The following is a 24,172-nucleotide window of genomic DNA, read 5'->3' on the forward strand; positions in this document are numbered from 1 at the left end:
CTACTCGCGCGGCAGGCACAGCTGATAGTGCTTGCAGGTGAACGAGTAACTGACCGGTTTGACCGCTTTCAAACCCTCCAGACCCCTGCTCTGGAACTGTGCCTTGTAGCGCGCGACTCTGGCCTCGTAATCTTTCAGCAGCTTCTGCTTCACCGGTTCCTCGACGAAGGAATACTTCAGCGAGTTGCGGCCGATCAGCACGATCTCTTCCCAGGACAGGTTGAACTCGCGCACGGCGACGAAGTACTCGTCGGTCATGTTCGAATCCCACATGCCGCGATCGTCGGTCGACAGCGCGACCGGGATGCCGGTGCGCAGATATTCCGGAAACGGGTGCTGCTGGAAGTTCTGCACGTACTCGAGCAGCAGATTGCTGATCAGGTTGATCTCGACCATGTACGGCCCATTGCGCATCAGCAGCATGGTGTCCGGATCGGTGATCAGATTGTTGCCGTGGCCGATGCGCTCGGCGCCGATCTGCAAGGTGTCGCGCACGTGATGATTCGGCTCGTCCACTTCACCGGCGTGGATCGACAGATGGATGTCCGGATACTGCTTGCGCAGCGCGCGCAGGGTCGGCAGGAAGCGCAGCGGATAGCCCTTGTCGTCGTCCTCGCGGCCGACCATGTTGACGCCGACCCAGAGATCGCGGTGCTTCGCCGTGAAGGCGTACAGGTCTTTCAGATCCTGCTCGGCGCCAGGCAGGAAACGCAGGATCGAAGACTGGAAGCGCACCGTCACGCCGGTCGCTTTCGCATCGGCGTCAGCCAATCTCTGGCGATAGATCGCCACCGTTTCATCGTCACTGAAGACACTGCCATCGGGCTTGAGCTGGCCCTCCGGGCCTTCCTGGGTTTCCAGGTAGGCGAGGCCTTCCTTGCCGAAGGCCTGCATGTTCTGGAACAGGATTTCGGCGACTACATAGGGGTTGCGCCAGAGTTCGTTGAGGCGTTCCCAATGCCGGCCGAAGAACTCGTTGCGGCCTTCGTAGCTCTTGTCGAGCCGGATGCTGTCGAGCCAGCCCTGTTTCTCGACGGCGGTCAGATCCTGGAAGCGCTTGTACTCGGATTGCTGGCAGGCATCGAGCTTGTCGTAGCTCGATTTCTGCAAGGTGCGGAACAGGATCAGGTAGGGCGCGAAGCTGTATTCATTGCTGCCGTAGGGCAGGCAGTTGTTGATGCGGACCTTGGTGTAATAGGTGTAGCCACGCGCCTGCTGGGCGATTGCCGCATCCCACCACCATTCGGACAGGCCGGCACCGGTGAGGTGATTGTGGAGATCTCCGCCTTTCGGCAGCGCGTAGAGAAAGCGGTACATCTGGTCCGGCGTCGCTTCCGCTTTCAGCTTCTCGAACCAGGGTTCCGCAGCGCGCAGCGGCAGGCTCCAGACGATCAGGCACAAGCTCAGGATCAGTTTCGACATCACTGGATTATTCCCCGATCACTCTTGGGGCAAGCACAGCTGATAGCGCTTGCAGGTGAATGAATAGCTCACCGGCTTGACGCTCTTGAGCCCGTTCAGGCCGCGGCTCTGGAACTGCGCCTTGTAGCGTTCGACTCTCGCTTCGTAATCTTTCAGCAGCTTCTGCTTCACCGGCTCCTGCACGAAGGAATACTTCAGCGAGTTGCGGCCGAGCTGGACGATCTCCTCCCAGGACAGATTGAATTCGCGCACGGCGACGAAGTACTCATCGGTCATGTTCGAATCCCACATGCCGCGATCGTCTGTCGACAGCGCGACGGGAATGCCGGTGCGCAGATATTCCGGGAACGGATGCTGCTGGAAGTTCTGCACGTATTCGAGCAGCAGATTGCTGATCAGGTTGATCTCGACCATGTACGGCCCGTTGCGCATCCGCAGCATGGTTTCCGGATCGCTGATGAGGTTGACACCGTGGCCGATGCGCTCGGCGCCAAGCAGCAGGGTGTCGCGGATATGCTCGTTCGGCTCGTCGACTTCACCGGCATGGATCGACAGGTGCACGTCCGGATAATGCTTGCGCAGCTCGCGGAACGTCGGCAGGAAACGCAGCGGATAACCCTTGTCGTTGTCCTCGCGGCCGACCATGTTGATGCCGACATAGAGATCGCGATGCTGATCGGTGAACGGATACAGCGCTTTCAACTGGTCTTCGGCATCGCCGGCAAAGCGCAGCACCGTGGACTGGAAGCGCACTTCGACGCCGGTGGCCCTGGCATCCGCCGCAGCGAGGCGCTTGCGGATGATGTCGAGCATCTCGTCCGGCGGGAACGCGCTGCCGTCCGGCTTGATGTAGCCGAGCGGGGCGTCCTGCAGTTCGAGATAGACCACGCCTTCCTTGCCGAAGGCCTGCATGTCGCGATAGAGGATGTCAGCGGTGACATAAGGGTTGCGCCAGAGATCGTTCAGCCGCGCCCAGTGGCCGAAGAACTCGTTGCGGCCTTCGTAATCGCGATCGAGACGGATGCTGTCGAGCCAGGCGTTTTTTTCGGCCGGCGTCAGATCCTGCAGTCGCTTGTACTCGGACTTCTGGCAGGCATCGAGCTGGTCGTAGCTCGAGGTCTGCATGTTCACGAACAGCAGCAGATACGGATGCTGACCGTACTCGTTCGTGCCATAGCCGGCGCAATTGTTGATGCGCACCTTGGTGTAGTAGCTGTAGCCGTGCTCGCCCTGCGCGATCGCGGCGTCCCACATCCACTCCGAACGCACGCCGCCGGACAGATGGTTGTGCAGATCACCACCCTTCGGCAGTGCATACAGGAAGCGATACAGCTGGTCCGGCGTGGCCTCGGCCTTGAACTTCTCGAACCAGGGCTCGGCGGCATGGGCTGCCGTGCCGAACAGCGTGGTGATGGAAAGCAGGGCAGCGGCTAACTTGCGCATTGGGTTCTCGGCGACCGCTTACAGATACTTGAGCAGATACAGGCTGAAATACGCCGCCTGCCTGGCGGCGATCGGCCCGAGGCGCAGGTAGTCGTCATTCGGCGCTTCCTGCGCGACATTGCTGCCGGCGCGAACGACGATGTACGGCACGCCCAAGGTTTCGCAGACATGGCCCAGCGGTGCCGACTCCATTTCCATGATGTCGTTGTGGAACTGCGAGCGCAGGATCTCGATGCGCGCCGCAGTGACGCCGAACAGGTCTGACGAGGAGACGACGCCGCGCCTTACCTTGACGTTGTAGGTCGCGTCATTGGCGGTGACTTCCGGGCCCTTGTAGCTGGCGATCGCTTGGTCGGCGAGCTTCAGCAGCGAAGGCGAGGGCGAGAACGCGTTCTCGACTTCGTGGCCGTCGATCGGGCTGTTCATCGAGCGAAAGACCATGTCCTTGCTGGTCAGGCTGCCGTAGTCATGCTCGTGCAGCACGGTGGCGACGATGACGTCGCCGGTACGCAGATCCAGATTGGTGCGCGCGCCGGTGCCGCTCATCAGCACCAGGCGCGGTTTGAACGCGCCGATGAACAGGGTCGTGGTCATCGCCGTATAGGTCTTGCCGATGCCGGTGATCGCCACCACCACCGGCTTGCCTTCGATATGGCCTTGCCAATACGGAATGCCCTGCAGGTCCTTCTTCTTCGCGTCCTTCATCGCCTCGACGAACGGCGGAATTTCCTGCGGCACCGCGCCGAGAATCAGGATGGTGTCGCTGGGTTTGTAGTGCAGTGGCTTGTCGGGCGCATCGAGCGCCTGCGCAACGCCAGAGAGCAGCACGAGGACAGCGACCAGCGGGTATCGGATTTTCATGATTGCTTACTTGGGTTTGTCGGCGGCACCCGGTACATGGTCGACATAGCTCGGCCATTCGGTGATGAGTTTCTGGACCACGATGTTGCCGACCTGATACGCCGCTTCGAGCGCCGGCACGCCGTTCTCCGGATACTCGGCCGTGGTGCTCCAGGCGGCATCCTTGCCCGGTGGCTGCATGCTGTAGTTGCTCACGGTGCGCAGCACCATCACGCGATCGGGATCGACCAGCTTGCTGCGCGCCAGCCGGCGCAGCGCGGTCAGCGAGCCGCTGTCTTCCATCGCCGACACCATGAAGTTGGCGTCCGGCCCGGCCTGCAGTTTCATCCAGTCGTTGGCCCACTTGGTCAGCAGATCGCCATGGAAGTAGGTGCTCGACGACATCGTGTCGCCGATGGTCACGAACGGCGGCTTCACCGCATTCGGAAAGCCCTCGAACTGCTTGCGGAACGCAGCGATGCCGGGACTGTCGGCAATCGGATGATCCTTGGTCAGCGCGTAGGCCCAGTCGGTGAGTGCTGCATTGAGCGGGAAGTGGATGGTGTCGACGGTCCAGCCATCGGCCTTGTCGTTCGGCTTCTTCGCGCCGAGCGGCAGCAGGCCGTACGGCCAGTCCTTCGGGATTTCACGGGCGTCGATCTCGTAGAGCAGATCACCATCGACGACATGCCGCGCCCAGGCCGCCGTGCCCAGCGACACGTCCTGCGGATCACCACCGCCGATGCCGGTGATCAGCCAGTAGGCCTTGCTCAGATCGAAGCGCGGATCGACGCCGAGCGCCATCACCGAGGTCGCGGCATTGGTGATGCCGCCGCCGGTGCAGATCGCCAGCAGGCCGGCCTCGTTGATGTAGATCGGGTATTCACCCATCGGGAACGGCAGTTCGGTGAGCTTCTGTCGCTCGATCCAGAACTGGAACTCGCCGGGCTCGTCGCCGGTCGGCTTGCCCTTCTCGAACATGCTGACGACGACCACCTTGATCGGGATCGGCACGGCGGCGGCAAGCTTGCTTTCGACTTTCGAGCAGGCGGCGAGGGTGGTCAACAGGACGATGGACAGCAGCAATCGAAGCGACATGGGAGATCCGGGTTGATTCAGATGTTTGCGGCAAGGCTCTGATCGAGCAGGCCCAGGTAATGACTGCGGCGCGCCTCGCTGAGCCAGGCGACTTCGAAGCTGTTGCGCACCAGCCGGGTGATTTCGGCGGCCTCGAAGCCGGCGTCTTCATGGAGCGCGATCAGGTTCTCGTTCATGTAGCCGCGGAAGTAGGCCGGATCGTCGGAGTTGATCGTTGCCTTCATGCCGAGTGCCAGCATCCGGCGGATCTCGTCACCCGTGAGGTTCTGGACGACGAAGCGGTTCGATACCGGGCAGACCGTCAGGCCGATCCCGCGGCGGGCAATCTCGGCGCAGATCTCCGGGTCTTCCAGCGAGTTGACGCCGTGATCGATGCGGTCGACGACGATGTCATCGAGGCACTGGCGGATATGCACCAGCGTGTTCTGCTGGTTGACGTCGCAATGCATGGTCAGCCGATAGCCTTCGGCACGGGCCCGCGCGAACACTTCGGCGAACTTGATCGGCGGGTTGTTCTTCTCGTCGGAATCGAGACCGACGCCGACGATCCAGTCCTTGTACGGCAGCGAGGCGAGCAGGGTCTGCATCGCCGACTCGGCGGGCAGCTCGCGCAGGAAGCACATCACCAGTTGCGATTCGACGCCCAGTTCGGCGGCAGCCTGCACCTGCGCGCGATGAATGCCCTGGATCACCGTATCGAAGGCCACACCGCGACTGGTATGCGCCTGCGGGTCGAAGAACATCTCGCAGTACAGAACGTTTTGCGAGCGGGTCTTGCTCAGATAGGCCCAGGTCATGTCGAAGAAATCCTGCTCGGTGAGCAGCACTTCCATCGCCTTGTAGTAGATGGTCAGGAACGACGGCAGATCGTGGAAGTTGTAGGCGGCGATCAGCGCTTCCGGCGTGTCATGGCCCAGCGCCACGCCATTGCGCGCCGCGAGCGCGAAGCTCAGCTCGGGCTCCAGCGTGCCTTCGAGGTGAACGTGCAGCTCGGCCTTCGGCAGCTGTTCGATGAAGGCGTGCAGCGATGCCGCGGTCTGTTGCGATTGCATGGTGTTTCTCCTGTGCGCCCGAAGCGTTCCGGGCTGCAGCGAATCAGCTGCCGCGATAGGTGGAATAGCTCCACGGCGATACCAGCAGCGGCACGTGGTAGTTCTCGGCGGGCGCGGCGATGCCGAAGCAGATGACCGCCACGTCAATGAACGGCGGCGTCGGCAGCGGCACGTTCCGGGCGCGGTAGTAGTCGGCGACGTGGAAGCTCAAGCGGTAGCGGCCGGCCTTCATCGTGTCGCCTTCCAGCAGCGGGCTCGAGCAGCGGCCGTCGCCGTTGGTCTCCGTGCTCACCAGCAGTTCGGGGACCGCGGCATCCATCGCGTGAAGCTCGATCCTGACGCCGGCGGCCGGTGTGCCCGCGTGCAGATCCAGTACATGTGTCGTCAGCTTGCCCATGAATATCCGGTGTGATGAATCCTGCGGAAGTCCCGCTTGCGAGACCTCGGTGGCCCGACATCAGAGGCAATACACATGCCATTGCCGGGGTTATTCGGAGAAGATTGTCGACAAATTTACACGGCGATCATGTACAAACCTGTCACAACCGCAGTCGGGAAACCGCGTCTCCAGACGCTATCCTGCAGACCGCCGCCGCAGCTTGCTCGCACACTTCGTGCATGGCCGATCAGCAAACTGCCCACAGGAGCCGCAAGGGAGCATGCAAACGATGATCCAAGAGAACGAGCCACGAAAAAACCGCTGGATCGCCGCACTGGCCGGCGCCTGCCTGGCCGCCGTAGCCTTCGTCGCCGATGCACAGCAGCCGCTGAAAGTGGCCTTCGTCTACATCGGGCCGGTGGGCGATGGCGGCTGGAGCTATCAGCACGACCTCGGTCGTCAGGCGCTGGAGAAATCCCTGGGCGCCAAGGTCAAGACCATTTACGTCGAGAACGTGCCGGACACTGCCGATGCCGAGCGGGTGATCCGCCAGTTGGCGGCCGGCGGCAACGACATGATCTTCACCACCTCATTCGGCTACATGGAGCCGACGCTTAAGGTTGCGAAGCTGTTCCCGAAGGTGCGCTTCGAGCACGCCACCGGCTACAAGAGCGCGGCCAATGCGGTCAGTTACGAAGCGCGCTTCTATGAAGGCGCCTACCTGCTCGGTGTCATCGCCGGCAAGATGACCAAGACCAACACGCTCGGCTTCATCGGCTCGTTCCCGATTCCGGAAGTGATCCGCAACATCGACGCCTACACGCTCGGCGCCCGCAGCGTGAACCCGAAGATCAAGACCAAGGTGATCTGGGTTGACACCTGGTACGACCCCGGCAAGGAGCGCCAGGCTGCCGAAACCCTGATCGCCCAGGGCGCCGACATGCTCTGCCAGAACACTGATTCGCCGGCCGCGGTGCAGGTCGCGGAAGAGAAGGGCGTGCATGCCTTCGGCTGGGATTCGGACATGAGCAAGTACGGCCCGCACGCGCACCTGACCGCCAACACCGAGAACTGGGGCGTCTATTACATCGACGAGATCAACAAGCAGCTGGCCGGCACCTGGACCGGCAACCGCAACACCCGCTGGGGTATCAAGGAAGGCCTGGTGGTGCTGTCGCCGCTGAATCCGTCGGTTCCAGCTGAGGTTGCCAAGCTGTTCGAGGAACGCAAGAAAGCGATCGTCGACGGCAGCCTGCTGCCGTTCGCCGGACCGCTCAAGGACAACACCGGCGCGGTCAAGGTCGAAGCCGGCAAGGCCTTGCTCGATGAGCAGCTGCTGTCGATCAAGTGGTACGTCGAAGGCGTGGACGGTTCGATACCGAAGTAGACGTCCGGAAACTGCCTGATGCCCATCCTGCTGCTGCGCGAGGCCGATGTCGTCGTCACCATGGACCCTGCACGCCGCGAGATTCGTGGCGGCAGCGTCGTCATCGACAACAACGTCATCGCCTTTGTCGGTGACGAAGCCGAAGTCAGCGCCTGGATCGCGGCTGATCCGGCACGCATGCCGACGCGGACCATCAGCCTGCGCGGCTGCGTGCTGCTGCCGGGCCTGATCAACGGCCATCATCACCTGTACCAGACGCTGACCCGCGCGATCGGCACCGGCGGCGGTCTAGTGCTGTTCGACTGGCTGAAGATGCTCTATCCGATCTGGGGCCGCATGGACCCGGAAGCGGTGTATGTCAGCGCCAAGGTGGGTCTGGCCGAACTGCTGCTGAGCGGCGCGACGACGGTCGCCGATCATCTCTACATGTATCCGAACGGCACCCGCATCGATGACGAGATCGCCGCCGCCCAGGAACTCGGCGTGCGCTTCCATCCGACGCGCGGCTCGATGAGCGTCGGCGAATCGCAGGGCGGTCTGCCACCGGATCGGCTGGTCGAACGGGAAGACGCGATCCTCGCCGACAGCCTGCGGGCGATCGAAAGCTTCCACGATCCGGAGCGCTATTCGATGCTGCGGATCGGCCTGGCACCGTGCTCGCCGTTCAGCGTCAGCGGCAGCCTGATGCGTGAAAGCGCCCGGCTGGCACGCGCGCATCGCAAGGTCGGCCTGCACACGCACCTCGCCGAAACCGCCGACGAGGATCGCTACTGCGTCGAGAAATTCGGCATGCGGCCACTCGATTACGCGGAGTCGGTGGAATGGCTGGGCGATGACGTCTGGTTCGCGCACATGGTCCATCCGTCGCCGGCCGACATCGCCAAGATGGCGCATAGCTGCAGCGGCATCTGCCATTGCGCGAGCAGCAACATGATCCTGGCATCCGGCATCGCGCCGGTGCGGGCGATGGTCGATGCCGGCGTGCGGGTCGGCCTCGGTGTCGACGGCTCGGCGAGCAACGACGGCAACCACATGCTCGGCGAAGCGCGGCAGGCGATGCTGCTGCAGCGGGTCGGCTGGCCGGGCTTCGAATCGCGTGCCGATCGCTTCTCGGCCCGCGAAGCGCTGGAACTGGCGACGCTCGGCGGCGCCAGCATGCTCGGCCGCGACGACATCGGCAGCCTGCAGCCGGGCATGGCGGCAGACCTGGTCGCGTTCCGGGTCGACGGCATCGAGCACGCGGGTGCTCAGGGTGATCCGGTTGCGGCACTGCTGACCTGCTCGCCGGTTCGCGCCTGGACCTCAGTGATCAACGGCCGGGTGGTCGTCGACGACGGCGTGCTGCCCGGTGTCGATCTGCCGCAACTGGTGGCAAGACACAATGCCGCGAGCCGCCGATTGCTGGAGGTCTAGCCAAGGCTTGGAAGGAAGCCGCTGGTATCATCGCGCCATGCTTTTCGACCCCTTCGCAGCACCCCCATGAGCGCGCCGAACTTCCAGCCGCTGCCTTGGCAACGGACGCTGTGGACGACAGTTGCCGCGTCTATGCAGGACGATCGCCTGGGCCATGCGCTGCTGATCGCCGGGCCGCCCGGCGCCGGCAAGCGCCACTTCGCGGCCTGCATCACTGCAGCGCTCTGGTGCCGCCAGCGCGCCACCGATGGCACTGCCTGCGGCAGCTGTACCGACTGCCTGCAGGTGCTCAGCGAAGCGCATTCCGGCTACTTCCTGCTGCGAGTCGAAGAGGGCAAGCGCGACATCCCGATCAGTGCCGTGCGCGAGCTCAGCGAGAAGCTGACCATCACCCAGTACGACGGCCGCGCCAAGGTCGCGATCATCGATCCGGCCGATTCGCTGAATGTCTCCGGCGTCAACGCGCTGCTGAAGACCATCGAGGAACCGACGCCGGGCAGCCATCTGTTGCTGGTCAGCAGCCGTCCACAGGCACTGGCGCCGACCCTGCGCAGCCGCTGCCAGCGTCTGGCGATCGCGGCACCGGCGAGCGACGTCGCGCTGAGCTGGATGCGCGAAGCCAGCGCCGGCAAGTTCGATGACGCTGCACTCAATCAGGCGTTGGAACTGGCTTCCGGCGCGCCGCTGAAAGCGATCGAGCTATTGGCCAGCAATGGCGTTGCAGTGCGAGCCGATTGGGCGCGCGGCCTGCTCGATCTGGCCAATGGCCGCGGCGAGCCAGTGCCGATGGCGGCGGCGATCAATGAAGCTGATCCGGCAGGCTGGGTGCAGTGGCTGTACGGCTGGCTGGCAGCGCTGCTGCGCTCACGGCTCGGTGCCCAAGCCGGTGATGACGCCGGCCTGCGAAGCCTGGCGCTGCGGCTGCCGGCCGAACTGCTCGATCGCTATGTCGCCGAAGCGCAGACCGCGCTCGAGCGCATCCACGGCGCGGCCGACAAGAAGCTGGTGATCGAATCGCTGCTGATCGGCTGGATCGCCCTTCTTGCACGGGCCGGCCGCGCTGCGCAGAATCCTCGGACATGAACACCACGACTCGTCCCGGTGCGCCGTCCCCCGGCATCCTGACGCTCAGCATCAAGGACAAGCCGGCGCTCTACGCGTCCTACATGCCGTTCATCAAGAACGGCGGCCTGTTCATTCCGACCAACAAGGAATACCGGCTCGGCGACGAGGTGTTCATCCTGCTGACCCTGATGGACGACCCGGAGCGCATCCCGGTCGCCGGCCGAGTCGTCTGGCTGACGCCGCGCAATGCCCAGGGCAAGCGCCAGCAGGGCATCGGCGTGCAGTTCAGCGGCCAGGACAACGGCGACACGCAGAAGCGGATCGACGCCTATCTGGCCGGTGTCGGTGCCGACAAGCCGACCCATACAATGTGAGGTCAGCTGCGCCGATCCTCCCGTCATTCCCGCGCAGGCGGGAATCCAGTTTTGACTCACGCGCACCGCTGGCAACGAAGAACTGGATTCCCGCCTTCGCGGGAATGACGAGCTTTAAGGCGTTCTGGAAATCTTCTAGCCAGATTTCTTCTGACTCTTCTCGGCCAGGCAGGCAATCAGATCCTGCCAGGATTTGACGAACGAAGCCGCACCATCGCGCTGCAGCTTGGTGGCCAGCGCGTCGATGTCGACACCGGCCGCGGCGATCGACGCCAGCACCGTTTCGCAATCGCCGCCGGTCGGTGGCAGCAGCGGCCCCGGATTGCCACTGTCGACGTAGGCGAGCAGCGTCTTCTCGGGAATGGTGTTGACCGTGTCCGGTGCGGCGAGCGCATCGACGTAGTAGCTGTCGCCCAGCGCCGGGTCCTTGGCGCTGGTGCTGGCGAACAGCAGGCGCTGCGGCGAGACACCAACCGAAATCAGCTTCTGCCAGCGGGGCGAGATCAGCAGCTTGCGGTACTCGCGATAGCAGCGGGCCATCATCGCCACACCGAGCCGGTTGTGCAGCGTGGTCGGCAATTGCGCCTTCACCGCGCCATCCCAGCGGCTGACGAACACCGAAGCGACCGACGACACATTGGCCGGCAGGCCGGCGTCGAGACGACGTTCGATGCCGCGCGTCCAGGCTTCAGCCGCGGCCAGATACTGCTCGGCGGAGAACAGCAGGGTGACGTTGACCGGCACACCGGCGGCGATCGCTTCCTCGATCGCGGGAATGCCGGCCGGCGTACCCGGAATCTTGATGTAGAGATTCGGCTTCGCCGCACGAGCATGCAGATCGACGGCTGCATTGACCGTCGCTTCGGTCTCGTCGGCGAGCAGTGGCGACACTTCCAGCGACACCCAGCCATCGACACCCAGCGTGCGCTCGAACTCCGGCGCGAACAGATCGGCGGCGGCCGACAGATCCTCGATCGCCAGTTCGAAGAACAGCGCTTCGTCGCTCAGGCCGGCGGCTGCCTTGGTGCGGATGGCTTCGTCGTAGACATGGCCGTTCTTGATCGCCTGCTCGAAGATCGTCGGGTTCGACGTCAGGCCGGTCACGGCGATCTCGCGGATGTAGCGGGCGAGGGTGCCGTCCTGCACGAGGGTGCGGGTGATGTTGTCGAGCCAGAGGCTCTGGCCAAGGGCGTGCAGGCTGTTTGCAGGATTCATGCGGAGCGGATCGATATATGGCGCCAGGAGATGGCTCGATTCTACCGATCCACAGCGGCCTGACACATCAAGCGGCACTTCGGCCTCAGCCCAGGCTCGCGCGAGCCTGCCGTGCGGTGCTGACCATCAGGCGCAGCGCCGCTTCGGTCTCCGGCCAGGCACGGGTCTTGAGACCACAGTCCGGATTCACCCAGAGACGTTCGGCCGGCACCACCGACAGTGCGCGATCGAGCAAGGTCTTCATCTCGCCAGCCGATGGCACTCTTGGTGAGTGGATGTCGTACAGGCCCGGGCCGATGTCGTTCGGATAGCGGAACTCGGCGAAGGCATCGAGCAGCTTCATTCGCGAGCGTGAGGTTTCGATGGTGATGACATCGGCATCCATCGCTGCAATCGACGGCAGGATGTCGTTGAACTCCGAGTAGCACATGTGCGTGTGGATCTGCGTGTCATCGCGGACGCCGGAGGCGCAGACACGGAACGCGCGCACCGCCCAATCGAGGTACGCGGGCCAGTCGGCCTTCTTCAGCGGCAGACCTTCACGGATCGCCGGCTCGTCGATCTGGATCACCTTGATGCCGGCCGCTTCGAGGTCACAGACCTCGTCGCGCAAGGCCAGCGCCAGTTGCAGCGCGACCTCGCGGCGCGGCAGATCGTCCCGCACGAAGCTCCAGAACAGCATGGTGATCGGACCGCTGAGCATGCCCTTCATCGGCTTGGTCGTCAGGCTTTGCGCGTAGCGCGCCCATTCGACGGTCATCGCCCGCGGCCTTGCCACATCGCCATAGATCACCGGCGGTTTGACGCAGCGCGAGCCATAGCTTTGCACCCAGCCGTTCTCGGTGAAGCAGTAACCATCGAGCTGCTCGCCGAAGTACTCGACCATGTCATTGCGCTCGGCTTCGCCATGGACCAGCACGTCGAGACCCAGTGTTTCCTGCTGCTCGACGGCGTAGCGGATTTCCGCCTGCATCGCCTGCCGGTAGTCCTGTTCCCCTAGCTTGCCGGCCTTGAACGCGGCGCGCGCGGCGCGAATCTCGGCGGTCTGCGGGAACGAGCCGATGGTCGTGGTCGGCAGCGGCGGCAGATTCAGCACTGCCTGCTGCTGGACGATGCGCGCCACGAACGGCGCGCCACGTCGGGCATCGGCCTCGGACAAGGCGGCGACTCTGGCCCGGATTTCGGGGCGCAGCGTGGTCGTCGCCAGCCGCCTCGTCTGCGCTGCTGCCGTGGAAGCTTGCAGCGCATCACCGATTGCATCTTCGCCATCGTCGAGCGCGCGCTTGAGCAGCGCGACTTCGTCCAGCTTCTGCGTCGCGAAGGCCATCCAGCTTTTGAGGGTGGGATCGAGCTTGTGCTCGCGAGCGAGGTCGGTCGGCACATGCAGCAGCGAGCAGGACGCGGAGACCCAGAGGCGATCGCCGAGGATTGCTTTCGCCTTGCTTAGTTTGGCAAGGGCAAGCGCCAGATTGGTTCGCCACAGGTTGCGGCCGTCGATCACGCCCAGCGACATGATCTTGTCCTGCGGCCAATCGGCGAGGAAAGCGTCGAGCTGTTGCGGCGCGCGGGCCAGATCGAGATGCAGGCCGGCAATCGGCAGCTGTTTCAGCAAGGCCGCGTGCTGCGCCACGCTGCCGAAGTAGGTGGCGAGCAGGATCGCCGGACCGGCGCTGGCCAGTTCGCGATAGACCACCGGCAGCGCCGCCAGCCAGTCCGGCGGCAGATCGAGGGCCAGGATCGGTTCGTCGACCTGCAGCCAGTGCACGCCCAGTGCTTTCAGCTCGGCCAGCAGCACGAAGTAGCCGTTGAGCAGCAGGCTCAGCAGCTTCAGCTTGTCGAAGTCCGGCTCGCTGGCCGCCAGCCACAGCCAGGTCAGCGGGCCTGGCAGCACGACCTTGACCCTGTGGCCCAGCGCCAGCGCTTCGCGCACGTCCAGCAGCAGCCAGTCGCGGTTCAGGGTGAAGCGGGTGTACGGCCCGATCTCGGGGACCAGGTAGTGGTAGTTGGTGTCGAACCACTTCTTCATCGCCAGCGCCGGTTGCTCGGCCGTGCCGCGCGCCATCGCGAAGTAGCCGGCGAGGTCGACTCGGCCACCGAGGCCGAAACGCGCCGGTGCCGCGGAGAACAGTGCGGTGACGGTATGCAGATGGTCGTACCAGGCGAAGTCGCCGACGGTGACGAACTCCAGCCCGGCAGCGCGCTGCAACTGCCAGTGTCGCGCACGCAGATCCTGGCCAACGCACTGCAAGCCCGCTTCGTCGAGCTTGCCGCTCCAGTGCGCCTCGAGCGCGGTCTTCAGTTCGCGGCGTGAGCCGATGCGGGGAAAGCCAAGGATGTGGGCGACGGTCATGTGCGGAATCGGGCGTGCAAGGGGCAGGCATGGTCACGGCAGCTCGCCCATGATTCAATCGTAGTGTTTTCACGACTTCGATGAATTTCATTCATGTCTCAATCGCCGCTGGAGATGCGCCACCTGCAAACCCTGCTGGCGCTTGCCGAGACCGGTTCGCTGGGCAAGGCGGCGGAGCGCGTGTTCGTCACCCAGTCGGCGTTGTCGCATCAACTGAAAGCGCTGGAAGCGCGTTACGGAGCGCCCTTGTTCGAGCGCAACACCAAGCCCCTGCGCTTCACCCAGGCGGGGACGAAGCTGGTGGAACTGGCCCGTACGGTGCTGGCGATGACGGCGCAGGCCGAGCGTGAAGTCGCGCAATGGGTGTCTGGCCGCAGCGGCGCCCTGCGGGTGGCGGTGGAATGCCACACCTGTTTCGACTGGCTGATGCCGGCGATGGATGCCTTCCGCGAGCACTGGCCGGACGTGGAGCTGGATCTGGTCGGCGGCTTCCAGATCGACCCGATGGCGCTGGTCGAGTCAGGCGCCGCCGATTTCGCGGTGATCCATGATCGGCCGCCGCCGCGCACGGCAGTCGTGGTGGAAAAGCTGTTCAGCTACGAAACCCTGGCGGTCCTGTCGCCGCGTCATCCGCTGGCCCGCAAGGCGTTTCTGGAGCCCGTCGATTTCGCCAGCGAAACCTTGATCAGCTATCCGGTCGACGAGGACATGCTCGACGTGGTTCGCCATTTTCTGGCGCCGGCCGGCGTCACCAGCCAGCGGCGCAAGGTGGAACTCACCGTCGCCATCCTGCAACTGGTGGCCAGCAATCGCGGCATCGCCGCCTTGCCGGAGTGGAGCATCGCGCCGTATCTGGCGCGCAGCTATGTGATCGGCAAGCCGCTGGGCCCGAATGGCCTGCGCTGCGATCTGTACGCGGCGATTCCCGAAAGCCTCGCCGCCAAGCCGTTCATGAGCGATTTCCTGGCCGAGGTTCGCCGCTGCTCGGGCGTGCTTTGACTCAACTCTTACGCGGCCAGGCCTCGGGCCTCGGTGGCGGCAGGCGCACGCCCTTGCGCGCCTTCATTACCAGGCCGGCCTGCCGCGCCCACAGCGCCAGATGCGCCTGCACCTGGGCGCGATCCTTCATCAGATGCGCCTGGGTTGCGAGGCCGACCAGGAAGCAGCTCAGCTGCTGAAACAGCGCGTGCAGATCGGCCTTGCTGGTGCCGCCAAGCTTTGGATTGGGCTCGAAGTAATGCTCGACCGCCGGCGCAAACACGCTCTGCACGCGCTTCAGTCGCTCCCGCAAGGCATCGGCCAGATTGTCGTCGCGCAGGGATGCGACCAGCAGCTCGGTGTAGGCATGGAACAGCGGCGTCGAGAACACCTGATCCCAGGCCGCTTCGACCAGCCGAGTCAGCCGGTCGTCCTCGTCGCCGATCGACAGCAGCAGTTCGCCCAGCTGCCGGTAGGTGCGGCGCAGCAGATCCTCGGCGGCGTCGAGCATCAACGCCTGCTTGTTCGGGTAGTGGTGCACCTGGGCGCCGCGCGAGACGCCGGCGCGGCGGACGATCGAACTCAGGGTCGACGCCGCATAGCCGTCTTCGGCGAGGCTTTGCAGGGTTGCTTCGAGCAGGCGGCTGCGCATGCTGTCGCTGCGCTCGGCCTGGGTGCGGCGCAGCTTTTTCGGGACAGGAGATGCAGCACTCATCGGTAAGAAGTTGGGGTGCCTGGAAAATTACGATACCGTCCAGACTGTATGTAAAATCACCGCTGCTGACCAGCCCACTTCGCACCAACCCGATCCCGAACGATGACCTCCAATCCGCTGCTGCACGGCGTCCGCGTGCTCGACCTGTCCCGCCTGCTGCCTGGCCCGTTCTGCACGCTGTATCTTGCCCAGCTCGGCGCCGAGGTGATCAAGATCGAGGAACCGAACGGCGGCGATTACGCCCGGGCGATGTCGGCGGAGATGTTTTCGGCGGTCAATCGCGGCAAGAAATCGGTGACGCTGGATCTGCGCCAGCCTGTCGATGTCGCGCTGTTCAAGAAGCTGGTGGCCGATGCCGACGTGGTCATCGAATCGTTCCGGCCCGGCGTCATGGATCGCCTCGGCTGCGGCTACGAGGTGCTGAAAGCGATCAACCCGCGCCTGGTGTTCGCTGCGCTCACCGGCTACGGCCAGACCGGCCCGTACCGGAATCGCCCTGGTCATGACATGAACTACCGCGCCTACGCCGGCGAACTGGAGCAGACCGGCAACGCCGCGTCCGGCCCGGTGGTCGGCAATCTGCAGGTGGCCGATATCGCCGGCGGCGCGCTGAGCTGCGCGGTCGGCATCCTCGCCGCACTCATTGGCGCTCGCGCCAGTGGCGTCGGCAGCTTCGTCGACGTCGGCATGATGGACGCCACCCTGGCGATGCAGGTGTTGTCGCTGTCGGCGATCCGCACCTTCGGCAAGGCCCCACCACGCGGCGGCGATTTCCTGTCCGGCGCGCTGCCGAACTACGCCGTCTACGAGTGCGGCGACGGCAAGCACCTGGCCGTCGGCTCGCTGGAACCGAAGTTCTTCGCCGAAGTGCTGAAGCTCGCCGGCCGCGCCGATCTGGCCAAGCTGCCAGCTGCGCCCGGCAAGGTCGGCGAACCGCTGCGCCAGGAACTGATCGCCCTGTTCAAGACCCGCACGCGGGACGAATGGGAAGCGCTGCTCGCCCACGAGGAAACTTGCGTCAGCGCCATCCTGACCCCAAGCGAAGCGCTGCAGAACGAACAGGTCGTCGCCCGCAACATGGTCGTCGACGACAACGGCAAACCGGCGTTCAACCTGCCGATCTTCTTCGACAACGCCCAGGCCGTGAACGGAAAGTCGCCGAAGCTCGGTGCCGACAACGAGGCCGTGCTCGGGCCGCTGCGCGGCTGAGGTTCCTCACGACAGAACAGCGCTTCCGGACACAATCGGAAGCGCTGTTCTGACTCAACCCGTCGCGAAGATCGTGTCGGAGCCGGTATGCGCCTTGCGCAGGTCGCGCTTCAAGATCTTGCCGGCGGTATTGCGCGGCAGGTTGTCGACGAAGATCACCTGCTTCGGCACCTTGTATGGCGCCAGCGTGGTCTTCGAGTGGGCGATCAGTTCCTCGGCGGTGACGGTGGCGCCGTCGCGGAGCACGACGAAGGCGCTGACCGCCTCGATCCATTTCGGATCGGGCAGGGCGACCACGGCGACTTCCGACACCGAGGCATGGGTCAGCAGCGCTTCCTCGACTTCGCGGCTGGCCACCAGCACGCCGCCAGTGTTGATCACGTCTTTGACCCGATCGGCGATGAACAGATAGCCCTCTTCATCGAAGTAGCCAAGATCGCCGGAATGGAACCAGCCGCCGGCGAAGGCTTCGGCGGTCTGTTCGGGCTTTTCCCAGTAGCCGACGGTGAGATGCGGCGAGCGGTGGATGATCTCGCCGAGCGTGCCGGTGGGGCAGTCGTTCATCTCTTCGTCGACGACTCGGGTCTCGACGTTGAACACCGGCCGGCCGCAGGACGCCGGACGGGCTTCGTGCTCATGCGGCTTCAGCACCGTGGCCATCGGCGCGATCTCGGTCTGGCCGTAGCAGTTGTAGGGCTCGGCCTTCGGCAGCCGCTGACGCAGTTCCTGCAGCACCGGCACCGGCATGATCGAGGCGCCGTAATAGACCTTCTCGAGCGAGCTCAGATCACGCTTGGCGAAATCCGGATGGCGCAGCAGGCTGATCCAGACTGTCGGCGGCGCGAAGAACGAAGTGATGCGCTCCTGTTCGATCAGCTCCAGCACCTTGGCTGGCGCCGGGCTTTCGATCAGCAGCACCAGCGCGCCGGACAGCAGCTGCGGCATCGTGAACACGTGCATCTGGGCCGTGTGATAGAGCGGCAGCGCGGCGAGGTTGCGGTCGCGTTCCTTGAATTCGAGATCCTGCACGCAGGACTGGTACTCGAACAGGATGCCGACATGGGTGTGCGCGGCACCCTTCGGCGCTGCCGTGGTGCCGGAGGTGTAGAGAATCTGGGCGACGCCGTGATCATCAACCTCGTATTCCACCGCCTGCGACGGTGTCTCGCTGCGGGCGACGCTGAGCAGATCCTGTCCCGGATCGCCATGCAGGCGACGCGATGGCGGGCATTGCGCGCCGAGCGCGCCGGGCAGCACTTCAAGATTGGTTTCCAGGTCTGGATCGCAAAGGATCAGCCGGGCGCCGGACTGACGGACCAGATAGATCAGTTCGTCGCCGGTCAGCGCGTAATTGATCGGCACATGAATGGCACCAAGCCGGGCGCAGCCCAGCCAGGCGAGCAGATAGGCATCCGAATTGCGGCCGTAGCAGAGCACGCGATCGCCGGTGCCGATACCCAGGCCGACATACCAGGCGGCGAGGCGATCGGCGGCCTGATCGAGTTCGGTGAACGTCCAGCTGCGATCGTTGAAGCGCAGCGCGGTCTTGCCGCGAAAGCGGCGCGCGGTGCGGCGCAGTGCATCGCCGAGGGTATTGCGGCGGGCACGGACGATGTCGGCGGGCAGGGGCTGGCTCACGGGGTTCTTTCTCGCACTGTTGGTTGGGCGTCGGGGCACGGCCGACGCATGTTCTGAACAGCAACCTTAACCGCTGAACGCGAAAGACAGAAGCACCTGGTCGGGCAGTCGTCGCGAATCGCTCAGCGGGGTTTGCGGCTCACCGCTTTGACGGCGTGTTTCAGTCTGGCCATCGGCGCTGCGGGCGAGGGCGCCTCCGGCTCGTCGACAACACCATCGAGGCTGGCGCGCAGCGAGCGCGCCGTCTCGAGAAAAGCCTGCAGCAGGCTCGAGTCGTCCTCGTCTCGGCGATGGATCATGCACAGGTTGACGGTGGCGCGATCAGCCTTGCGCAGCGGAATCTGCACGGTGCCCGGCACCCGCAGATTGCAGCCGGAATCGGTCAGCAGGCTGAGGCCGAAACCGCTGGCGACGAGGCCGATGGCGGTGACCATGTCGTCGATCTCGTGGGCGACGTTGGGCGTGATCCGCTGGGCGCTGAACAGTCGCATCATCTCGTCGATGAAACCGGGACGCGGGGCGCGCGGATAGAGGATCAGCGGCTCCTGGCCGATGTCCGCCAGGCTCAGCTCGCGACGGCCGGCGAGGCGATGCTGGGACGGCAGAACGACGTGCATGCGCTCGGTCTGGATCACTTCCCAGCGCAGATCGCTTTCATCGGCGAAATAACGGTTGAAGCCGACGCTGATCCGCCGTTCGCGCAGCGCCTTGATCTGGCTGGCGCGGTCGAGGTTGTGCAGCACCAGTTCGACCTTGGGATGGCTGTCGCGAAAGGCATGGACGATCTTCGGGATCGCGCCGAGCACCGCCGAGCCGAACACGCCGATGTCGAGCCGGCCGATGCGTCCCTGTCCGGCCAGCCGCACGCGCTCGCCGGCCTGCTGAGCCAGCATCAGCAGGTTGCGGGCTTCCTCGTAGAACAGCTTGCCGGCGGCCGTCGGCTCGATGCCGCCGGCGCTGCGCACCAGCAACTGCACGCCGAGCGCGCTTTCCAGCATCTGCACGTGGCGGGTCAGCGGCGGCTGCGAGATGTGCAGCTTGAGCGCCGCAGCGCGAAAGCTGCGCTGCTCGACCACGGCCACGAAACAACTCAGACGACGGAAGTCCATGAAGCTCGAAGCCGCCATGCTTTCTCCTGAATTGAGTCCTGGGCGATGCCGATCTTGTATCACCCCGGCCGGCCAAAGGTATTAGACGGATACGCCGTACGCCACTAGTTTCAGCAGCACTTGCAAGGCGCAGCAAATACGGAGGCGCGCGACAAAGATGCCGATCATCCAGGTCAACATGCTCGAAGGCAGGACCGTCACCCAGAAGCGCGCCCTGCATGTCGCGCTGACCGACGCCGCCGTTGCGGCACTCGGCGTGCCGAAGGATTCGGTGCGCGTGCTGATCCACGAACTCGGTGTCGAACATTTCGCGCTGGCCGGCATCACTGCCGGTGAACTGCCGCTGTCGAAACGGCGTCGTGATACCAGCCTGGTCAAGAATCTGGAGATGGAAGCGGTATCGAAGTAGGCAGCAAGCGCCCGATCCGCCACAAGAAGCGGACGAAGCGAGAACACGAGTGCGACAAGGAGATCACCGCATGACCGCAGCAAGCAGCCTGCCTCCGGGTTTCGAGGAACTCGAAGGCTTCGTGCCGTATTGGGTGCTGGATACCAACGACCAGCGCCGTGCCGCCCGTTCCACCGCCGAGATGGATGCCATCCAGCGCTTCTACGACGCCATCGTCGCCCGCGCCGAGCAGGCCATCGTCCACTGCGAACAGTTCACGCTCGGCCAGATGCCGCCGGCCAGCGAGCGCCTGTTCAAGCTGCTGCTGGCGATGAACCACGCCGCGATCGCAGTGGAGATGCACGGTGAACCGCGCGCCTTCGATTCGACCTGGCCGAGTGCGGTCCGAATCACCCAGGGTCCGTGGCCGCATGGCGGCCGTATCTGAACCGGAGCGAACGAACATGAGCGCAGTGATCGAAACCCCGGCGTCCGCACGCCACGTCATCGACGAACGCAGCTTCACCCATGAGGCCGGCCTGTCGACCGGCCCGGTGTCGGTCGAGCCCTATCGCTCGCCGGAATTCTTCGAGCTGGAGCGCGAGCGCGTCTTCAAGCGCGCCTGGCTGTGCATCGGCCGGGTCGAGCAGTTGCCGCAGGAGAACAGCTACTTCGTCAAGGACATCGAGATCTGGAAGGCCTCGGTGCTGGTGACGCGCGGCAAGAACAACAAGATCCGCGCCTTCCACAACGTCTGCAGCCATCGCGGCAACCTGGTGGTCAACCAGACTTGCGGTGTCGCCGAACGACTGGTCTGCCGCTACCACAACTGGCAGTACCGCAATGATGGCGAACTGATCGGCGTGCCCGACCAGAAGCATTTCTTCGATCTCGACAAGAAGGCCTGCGGGCTGACGCCGATCAGCTGCGAAGTCTGGGAAGGCTTCATCTTCCTGAATCACCAGAGCAGGCCGGAGGTGTCGCTGGCCGAATTCCTCGGCCCGTTCGGCACCCGCTATGCCGGCATCCCGTACTTCAATCTCGACGAGACGATCGTCATCCAGGCCGATTTCAAGGCCAACTGGAAGCTGATCGCCGATGCCTTCGCCGAGCCCTACCACGTGCCAAGCCTGCATCCGGCTACCTTGGCGCCGGGCTTCGCCCATCCCGAGCAGAACCGTTATGCGCGGCCGCTGAGCGCGATGGCACACGGCATCCATCGTCATTTCTCGGCCTACGGCAATCCGGACTACGTGCCGGCACCGACCTCGAAGGTCGAGCAACTGGTCTACGTGCAGGACACCGGCGGCGTGCTCGGTGGCGATGACAGCGGCAACGCTGCCGCGCTGACCGCGCATCCGGCGATCAATCCGACCAAGGATCGCTCGTGGTCCGCGGACGTCACCTGGATCTTCCCGAACTTCAACATCGACTACTCCACCGGCGGCTTCTGGACCCACGAGTTCTGGCCGGTTGCCCACAACCGCACGCAGTGGACCCTGAAGATCTACATCCCGAAGACGATGTCGATCCGCCATCGCCTGCAGTTGGAGCACTACGCCTGCCGCTGGGCCGAAGTGGTGCTGGAAGACGTTACCAACTGCGAGCGCATCCAGCGCGGGCTGGAGAGTGGCGCCAAGGACACGATGATCCTGCAGGATGCGGAGATGCTGATCCGCCATTCGCTGCACGTGCTGGACAAGTGGGTGAAGGCCGACCACGTCGCCGACGCCCTGAGCTGAAATCGCACTGAGCAAGCTGCACGGCAGCGCCGGATCGCGACATCAGATCGCGACCGGCGCCGACCGATAACGATAAAAATCATTCTGGAAGGAGAGAGCCGTGATCGAGAAAGAGACTGCCGCAGTCGGCGACGAGCCGCAGCTGCGTACCCGCCGCGCGCTGCTCAAGGGCCTGGCTGCAGGCTCGGTTGCCGCGGCCGGCAGCTTGCCGGCGCTGGCCCATGCCGCCAGCCCTGCCGCGACGAAATGGACTGCCGAAGCCGATGTGCTGATCGTCGGCACCGGCATTGCCGGCACCGCGGCGGCGCTGGCTGCCGCGAGCAAGGGCGCGTCGGTGATCATGCTCGAGAAGATGCCGTTCAAGGGCGGCACCACGGCAAAATCCGGCGGCGTGTTCTGGATTCCGGACAATGCCTGGCTGGCCTCGCAGGGCATTGCCGACAATCGCGCCGACGCGCTGCGCTACATGGTGCGGCTGTCGTACCCGCATCGCTATGTCGAGAGCGAACCGCTGCTCGGCATCAGCCAGGCCGAATACGATCTGATTGCCGCCTTTTTCGACAACGCCGCCAAGGTCGTGAAGACCCTCAGCGCCAACACCGGCCTGAAGCCGATGCCCTGGTACACCTGGGAAGGCAAGCCGTTTCCGGACTATTACGCGCAGCTGCCGGAGTGCAAGGTGCCGCGCGGGCGCTCGCTGGTGCCGGACATCAGCGGCCATGCGGAACGCATCGTCTGGCCGCAGAACGGCGGAGGCGGGGAATCTCTGCTCTGGCAGTTGCAGCAGGGCTTCGACAAGCTGCCGATCCAGATGCTGCTCGAACATCAGGTGCAGGATCTGATCCGCGACAGCGCAGGCGCCGTCATCGGCCTGAAAGTCGATCGTGGCGATGCCGAACCGGTGAACTTCCGGGCGAAGAAAGCGGTGATCTTCTGCTCCGGTGGTTTCACCCACAGCGTCGAACTGAGCCGCGCCCATCTGAAGGGGCACATATGGGGCGGCTGTGCGGCGCCCGGCAGCACCGGCGATTTCATCGCCATCGCCCAGAAAGCCGGTGCCGTGCTCGGCAACATGTCTAACGCCTGGTGGGGCCAGATCGCCGTCGAAGTCGCGCTGAAGACTCGCAGCGTGCCGCAGGACATCTGGTCGACACCGGGCGACAGCATGATCCAGGTCAATCGCTATGGTCACCGCTGGGTCAACGAAAAGATCCAGTACGACGAGCGCGCGCAATCTCACTTCGTCTGGGACCCGGTCAAGGCCGAGTACCCGAACCTGCTCGGCTTCATGATCTGGGATGCGCGCACGGCCAAGCTGTTCGCCGGCTACGACCCGATCCCGGCCGCCAACGCCAAGCTCGATCACGTCATCGAAGGCAAGACGCTTGAGGACCTGGCGAAGAACATCGAAAGCCGTCTGACCAGCATCGCCGCCAAGACCGGCAACCTGAAGCTCGACAAGGATTTCCTGGCCAATCTGAAAGCCAGCATCAAGCGCTACAACGGCTTTGCAAAGGCCGGGCGCGATCCGGATTTCTCGCGCGGCGAAGCGCCGATCGAAACCGCGTTCCATTTCATGGCGGTGCCGAAAGTTGCCAATCCAAACCCGAATCTGCTGATGCATCCGATCGCCGATGCAGGCCCTTACTACGCGACGATCGTCGGCGCCGGCACGCTCGATACCAAGGGTGGCCCGGTGGTCAATTCGCAGGGTCAGGTGCTCGATGCCCAGCGCAAGCCGATTCCCGGCCTGTACGCCGCCGGCAACTGCGTGGCGGCTCCGGCCGGTCAGGCTTACTGGGCCGGCGGCGGCACCATCGGCCCGGCAATGACCTTCGGCTATCTCGCCGGTACCGCAGCGCTGGCCGAGCCGGTGCGTTCGGCATGAAGACCTGGTTCGTGATCGGGCTGGGCAGCGCGCTGATCGCGATGGCGGCGTCTGCAGACGAGGCCGCCGTCAGCTACCGCACTCAGCTGCAGCCGATCTTCAACGCCCAGTGCGTGTACTGCCACGTCACCGGCGCCGAAAACGGCGGCCTCAACCTGGCTCGCGTAAGCTCCCACGCCAGTCTGGTCGGCACCGCGAGCAACGAGTCGCCGCTGATGCGCGTCACTCCGGGACAGCCGGACAAGAGCTATCTCTGGCACAAGCTCAACGGCAGCCATGTGAGTGTCGGCGGCAGTGGCAACGCGATGCCGATGTCCGATCCGCCGCGCCTGCTGGAACCGGCGCAGCGGGCCTTGTTCAAGGCCTGGATCGAGGCGGGGGCACCGAACAACTAGTCTTGAGGCTTTCCCACGCTGGGCGCCTGATCGGGCCCTGCGGCATTTTTCGGAGCGCCGTTATATTCTCAT

Annotated in this window: 22 protein-coding genes; 11 read left to right on the plus strand and 11 right to left on the minus strand. The window is 64.4% G+C overall.

What is annotated here, in order from left to right; genetic code table 11:
- From G513_RS0106040 to uraH, 6 genes are read right to left on the minus strand one after another with little or no spacing between them, the layout of a single operon-like run.
- The gene (locus G513_RS0106040) at positions 1-1,422 is read right to left on the minus strand and encodes an adenosine deaminase family protein (RefSeq protein ID WP_022975928.1); all 1,422 of its coding nucleotides are present in this window, start codon (positions 1,420-1,422) and stop codon (positions 1-3) included.
- An 18-nt stretch (positions 1,423-1,440) separates the two neighbouring features.
- Complete coding sequence (locus G513_RS25675) at positions 1,441-2,865, minus strand: adenosine deaminase family protein (protein ID WP_022975929.1); 1,425 nt, start codon at positions 2,863-2,865, stop codon at positions 1,441-1,443.
- 18 nt (positions 2,866-2,883) lie between these two features.
- Positions 2,884-3,726: a 5'-methylthioadenosine/S-adenosylhomocysteine nucleosidase gene (gene mtnN, locus G513_RS25680; protein WP_022975930.1), complete on the minus strand. Its 843-nt coding sequence runs from the start codon at positions 3,724-3,726 to the stop codon at positions 2,884-2,886.
- A 6-nt stretch (positions 3,727-3,732) separates the two neighbouring features.
- A complete protein-coding gene (locus G513_RS0106055; RefSeq protein ID WP_022975931.1) occupies positions 3,733-4,803 on the minus strand; it encodes a purine-nucleoside phosphorylase in 1,071 nt (356 codons plus the stop codon).
- 17 nt (positions 4,804-4,820) lie between these two features.
- Positions 4,821-5,855 (minus strand): adenosine deaminase, encoded by a 1,035-nt coding sequence (gene add, locus G513_RS0106060; RefSeq protein ID WP_022975932.1) that lies wholly within the window; start codon positions 5,853-5,855, stop codon positions 4,821-4,823.
- A 43-nt stretch (positions 5,856-5,898) separates the two neighbouring features.
- Positions 5,899-6,252: a hydroxyisourate hydrolase gene (uraH, locus tag G513_RS0106065; RefSeq protein ID WP_022975933.1), complete on the minus strand. Its 354-nt coding sequence runs from the start codon at positions 6,250-6,252 to the stop codon at positions 5,899-5,901.
- A gap of 271 nt (positions 6,253-6,523) precedes the next feature.
- On the opposite strand from uraH, the gene G513_RS0106070 reads away from it, so the two are divergent.
- The 4 genes from G513_RS0106070 to G513_RS0106085 all read left to right on the plus strand — a co-directional run bounded on the left by G513_RS0106070 (position 6,524) and on the right by G513_RS0106085 (position 10,473).
- Positions 6,524-7,621 carry a BMP family ABC transporter substrate-binding protein gene (locus tag G513_RS0106070; protein ID WP_028475201.1) on the plus strand — a complete coding sequence of 366 codons (1,098 nt, stop codon included), beginning with the start codon at positions 6,524-6,526 and terminating at the stop codon, positions 7,619-7,621.
- 18 nt (positions 7,622-7,639) lie between these two features.
- Positions 7,640-9,034 (plus strand): 8-oxoguanine deaminase, encoded by a 1,395-nt coding sequence (locus G513_RS0106075; protein WP_022975935.1) that lies wholly within the window; start codon positions 7,640-7,642, stop codon positions 9,032-9,034.
- A gap of 66 nt (positions 9,035-9,100) precedes the next feature.
- Positions 9,101-10,117 (plus strand): DNA polymerase III delta subunit-related protein, encoded by a 1,017-nt coding sequence (locus tag G513_RS0106080; protein ID WP_022975936.1) that lies wholly within the window; start codon positions 9,101-9,103, stop codon positions 10,115-10,117.
- Positions 10,114-10,473, plus strand: a complete 360-nt coding sequence (locus G513_RS0106085) for a PilZ domain-containing protein (RefSeq protein WP_022975937.1) — start codon at positions 10,114-10,116, stop codon at positions 10,471-10,473. Before G513_RS0106080 ends, G513_RS0106085 begins: the two co-directional genes overlap by 4 nt.
- Positions 10,474-10,608: 135 nt before the next feature.
- On the opposite strand, the gene tal is transcribed toward G513_RS0106085, so the two are convergent.
- Together tal and metE are read right to left on the minus strand one after the other, a co-directional pair.
- Positions 10,609-11,688: a transaldolase gene (gene tal / locus G513_RS0106090; protein WP_022975938.1), complete on the minus strand. Its 1,080-nt coding sequence runs from the start codon at positions 11,686-11,688 to the stop codon at positions 10,609-10,611.
- A gap of 85 nt (positions 11,689-11,773) precedes the next feature.
- A complete protein-coding gene (metE, locus tag G513_RS0106095) occupies positions 11,774-14,038 on the minus strand; it encodes a 5-methyltetrahydropteroyltriglutamate--homocysteine S-methyltransferase (protein WP_022975939.1) in 2,265 nt (754 codons plus the stop codon).
- A 93-nt stretch (positions 14,039-14,131) separates the two neighbouring features.
- On the opposite strand from metE, the gene G513_RS0106100 reads away from it, so the two are divergent.
- Positions 14,132-15,037: a LysR family transcriptional regulator gene (locus G513_RS0106100; RefSeq protein WP_022975940.1), complete on the plus strand. Its 906-nt coding sequence runs from the start codon at positions 14,132-14,134 to the stop codon at positions 15,035-15,037.
- Between the two features lies 1 nt (position 15,038).
- Here G513_RS0106100 and G513_RS24725 read toward each other — a convergent pair whose 3' ends face one another.
- Positions 15,039-15,731 carry a TetR/AcrR family transcriptional regulator gene (locus G513_RS24725; RefSeq protein WP_022975941.1) on the minus strand — a complete coding sequence of 231 codons (693 nt, stop codon included), beginning with the start codon at positions 15,729-15,731 and terminating at the stop codon, positions 15,039-15,041.
- Between the two features lie 102 nt (positions 15,732-15,833).
- Between G513_RS24725 and G513_RS0106110 the strand changes: the two genes are divergently transcribed.
- Positions 15,834-16,940, plus strand: coding sequence for a CaiB/BaiF CoA transferase family protein (locus G513_RS0106110; protein ID WP_022975942.1), 1,107 nt, complete (start codon positions 15,834-15,836; stop codon positions 16,938-16,940).
- 54 nt (positions 16,941-16,994) lie between these two features.
- Here G513_RS0106110 and G513_RS0106115 read toward each other — a convergent pair whose 3' ends face one another.
- Positions 16,995-18,578 carry an acyl-CoA synthetase gene (locus tag G513_RS0106115; protein ID WP_022975943.1) on the minus strand — a complete coding sequence of 528 codons (1,584 nt, stop codon included), beginning with the start codon at positions 18,576-18,578 and terminating at the stop codon, positions 16,995-16,997.
- Between the two features lie 122 nt (positions 18,579-18,700).
- Complete coding sequence (locus G513_RS21665; protein ID WP_022975944.1) at positions 18,701-19,705, minus strand: LysR family transcriptional regulator; 1,005 nt, start codon at positions 19,703-19,705, stop codon at positions 18,701-18,703.
- Positions 19,706-19,823: 118 nt separating this feature from the next.
- On the opposite strand from G513_RS21665, the gene G513_RS21670 reads away from it, so the two are divergent.
- From G513_RS21670 to G513_RS21675, 5 genes are all read left to right on the plus strand, one after another.
- A complete protein-coding gene (locus G513_RS21670) occupies positions 19,824-20,096 on the plus strand; it encodes a tautomerase family protein (protein WP_273456287.1) in 273 nt (90 codons plus the stop codon).
- A gap of 70 nt (positions 20,097-20,166) precedes the next feature.
- A complete protein-coding gene (locus G513_RS0106130; RefSeq protein ID WP_022975946.1) occupies positions 20,167-20,523 on the plus strand; it encodes a hypothetical protein in 357 nt (118 codons plus the stop codon).
- A 16-nt stretch (positions 20,524-20,539) separates the two neighbouring features.
- Positions 20,540-21,817 (plus strand): aromatic ring-hydroxylating oxygenase subunit alpha, encoded by a 1,278-nt coding sequence (locus G513_RS0106135; RefSeq protein WP_084711394.1) that lies wholly within the window; start codon positions 20,540-20,542, stop codon positions 21,815-21,817.
- A gap of 100 nt (positions 21,818-21,917) precedes the next feature.
- Positions 21,918-23,705, plus strand: a complete 1,788-nt coding sequence (locus G513_RS0106140) for an FAD-dependent oxidoreductase (protein ID WP_022975948.1) — start codon at positions 21,918-21,920, stop codon at positions 23,703-23,705.
- Positions 23,702-24,100 carry a hypothetical protein gene (locus tag G513_RS21675; protein ID WP_022975949.1) on the plus strand — a complete coding sequence of 133 codons (399 nt, stop codon included), beginning with the start codon at positions 23,702-23,704 and terminating at the stop codon, positions 24,098-24,100. The genes G513_RS0106140 and G513_RS21675 overlap by 4 nt, the downstream gene beginning before the upstream one ends.
- Positions 24,101-24,172: the final 72 nt, after the last annotated feature.

Source organism: Nevskia ramosa DSM 11499, assembly GCF_000420645.1.
Lineage (GTDB): Bacteria > Pseudomonadota > Gammaproteobacteria > Nevskiales > Nevskiaceae > Nevskia > Nevskia ramosa.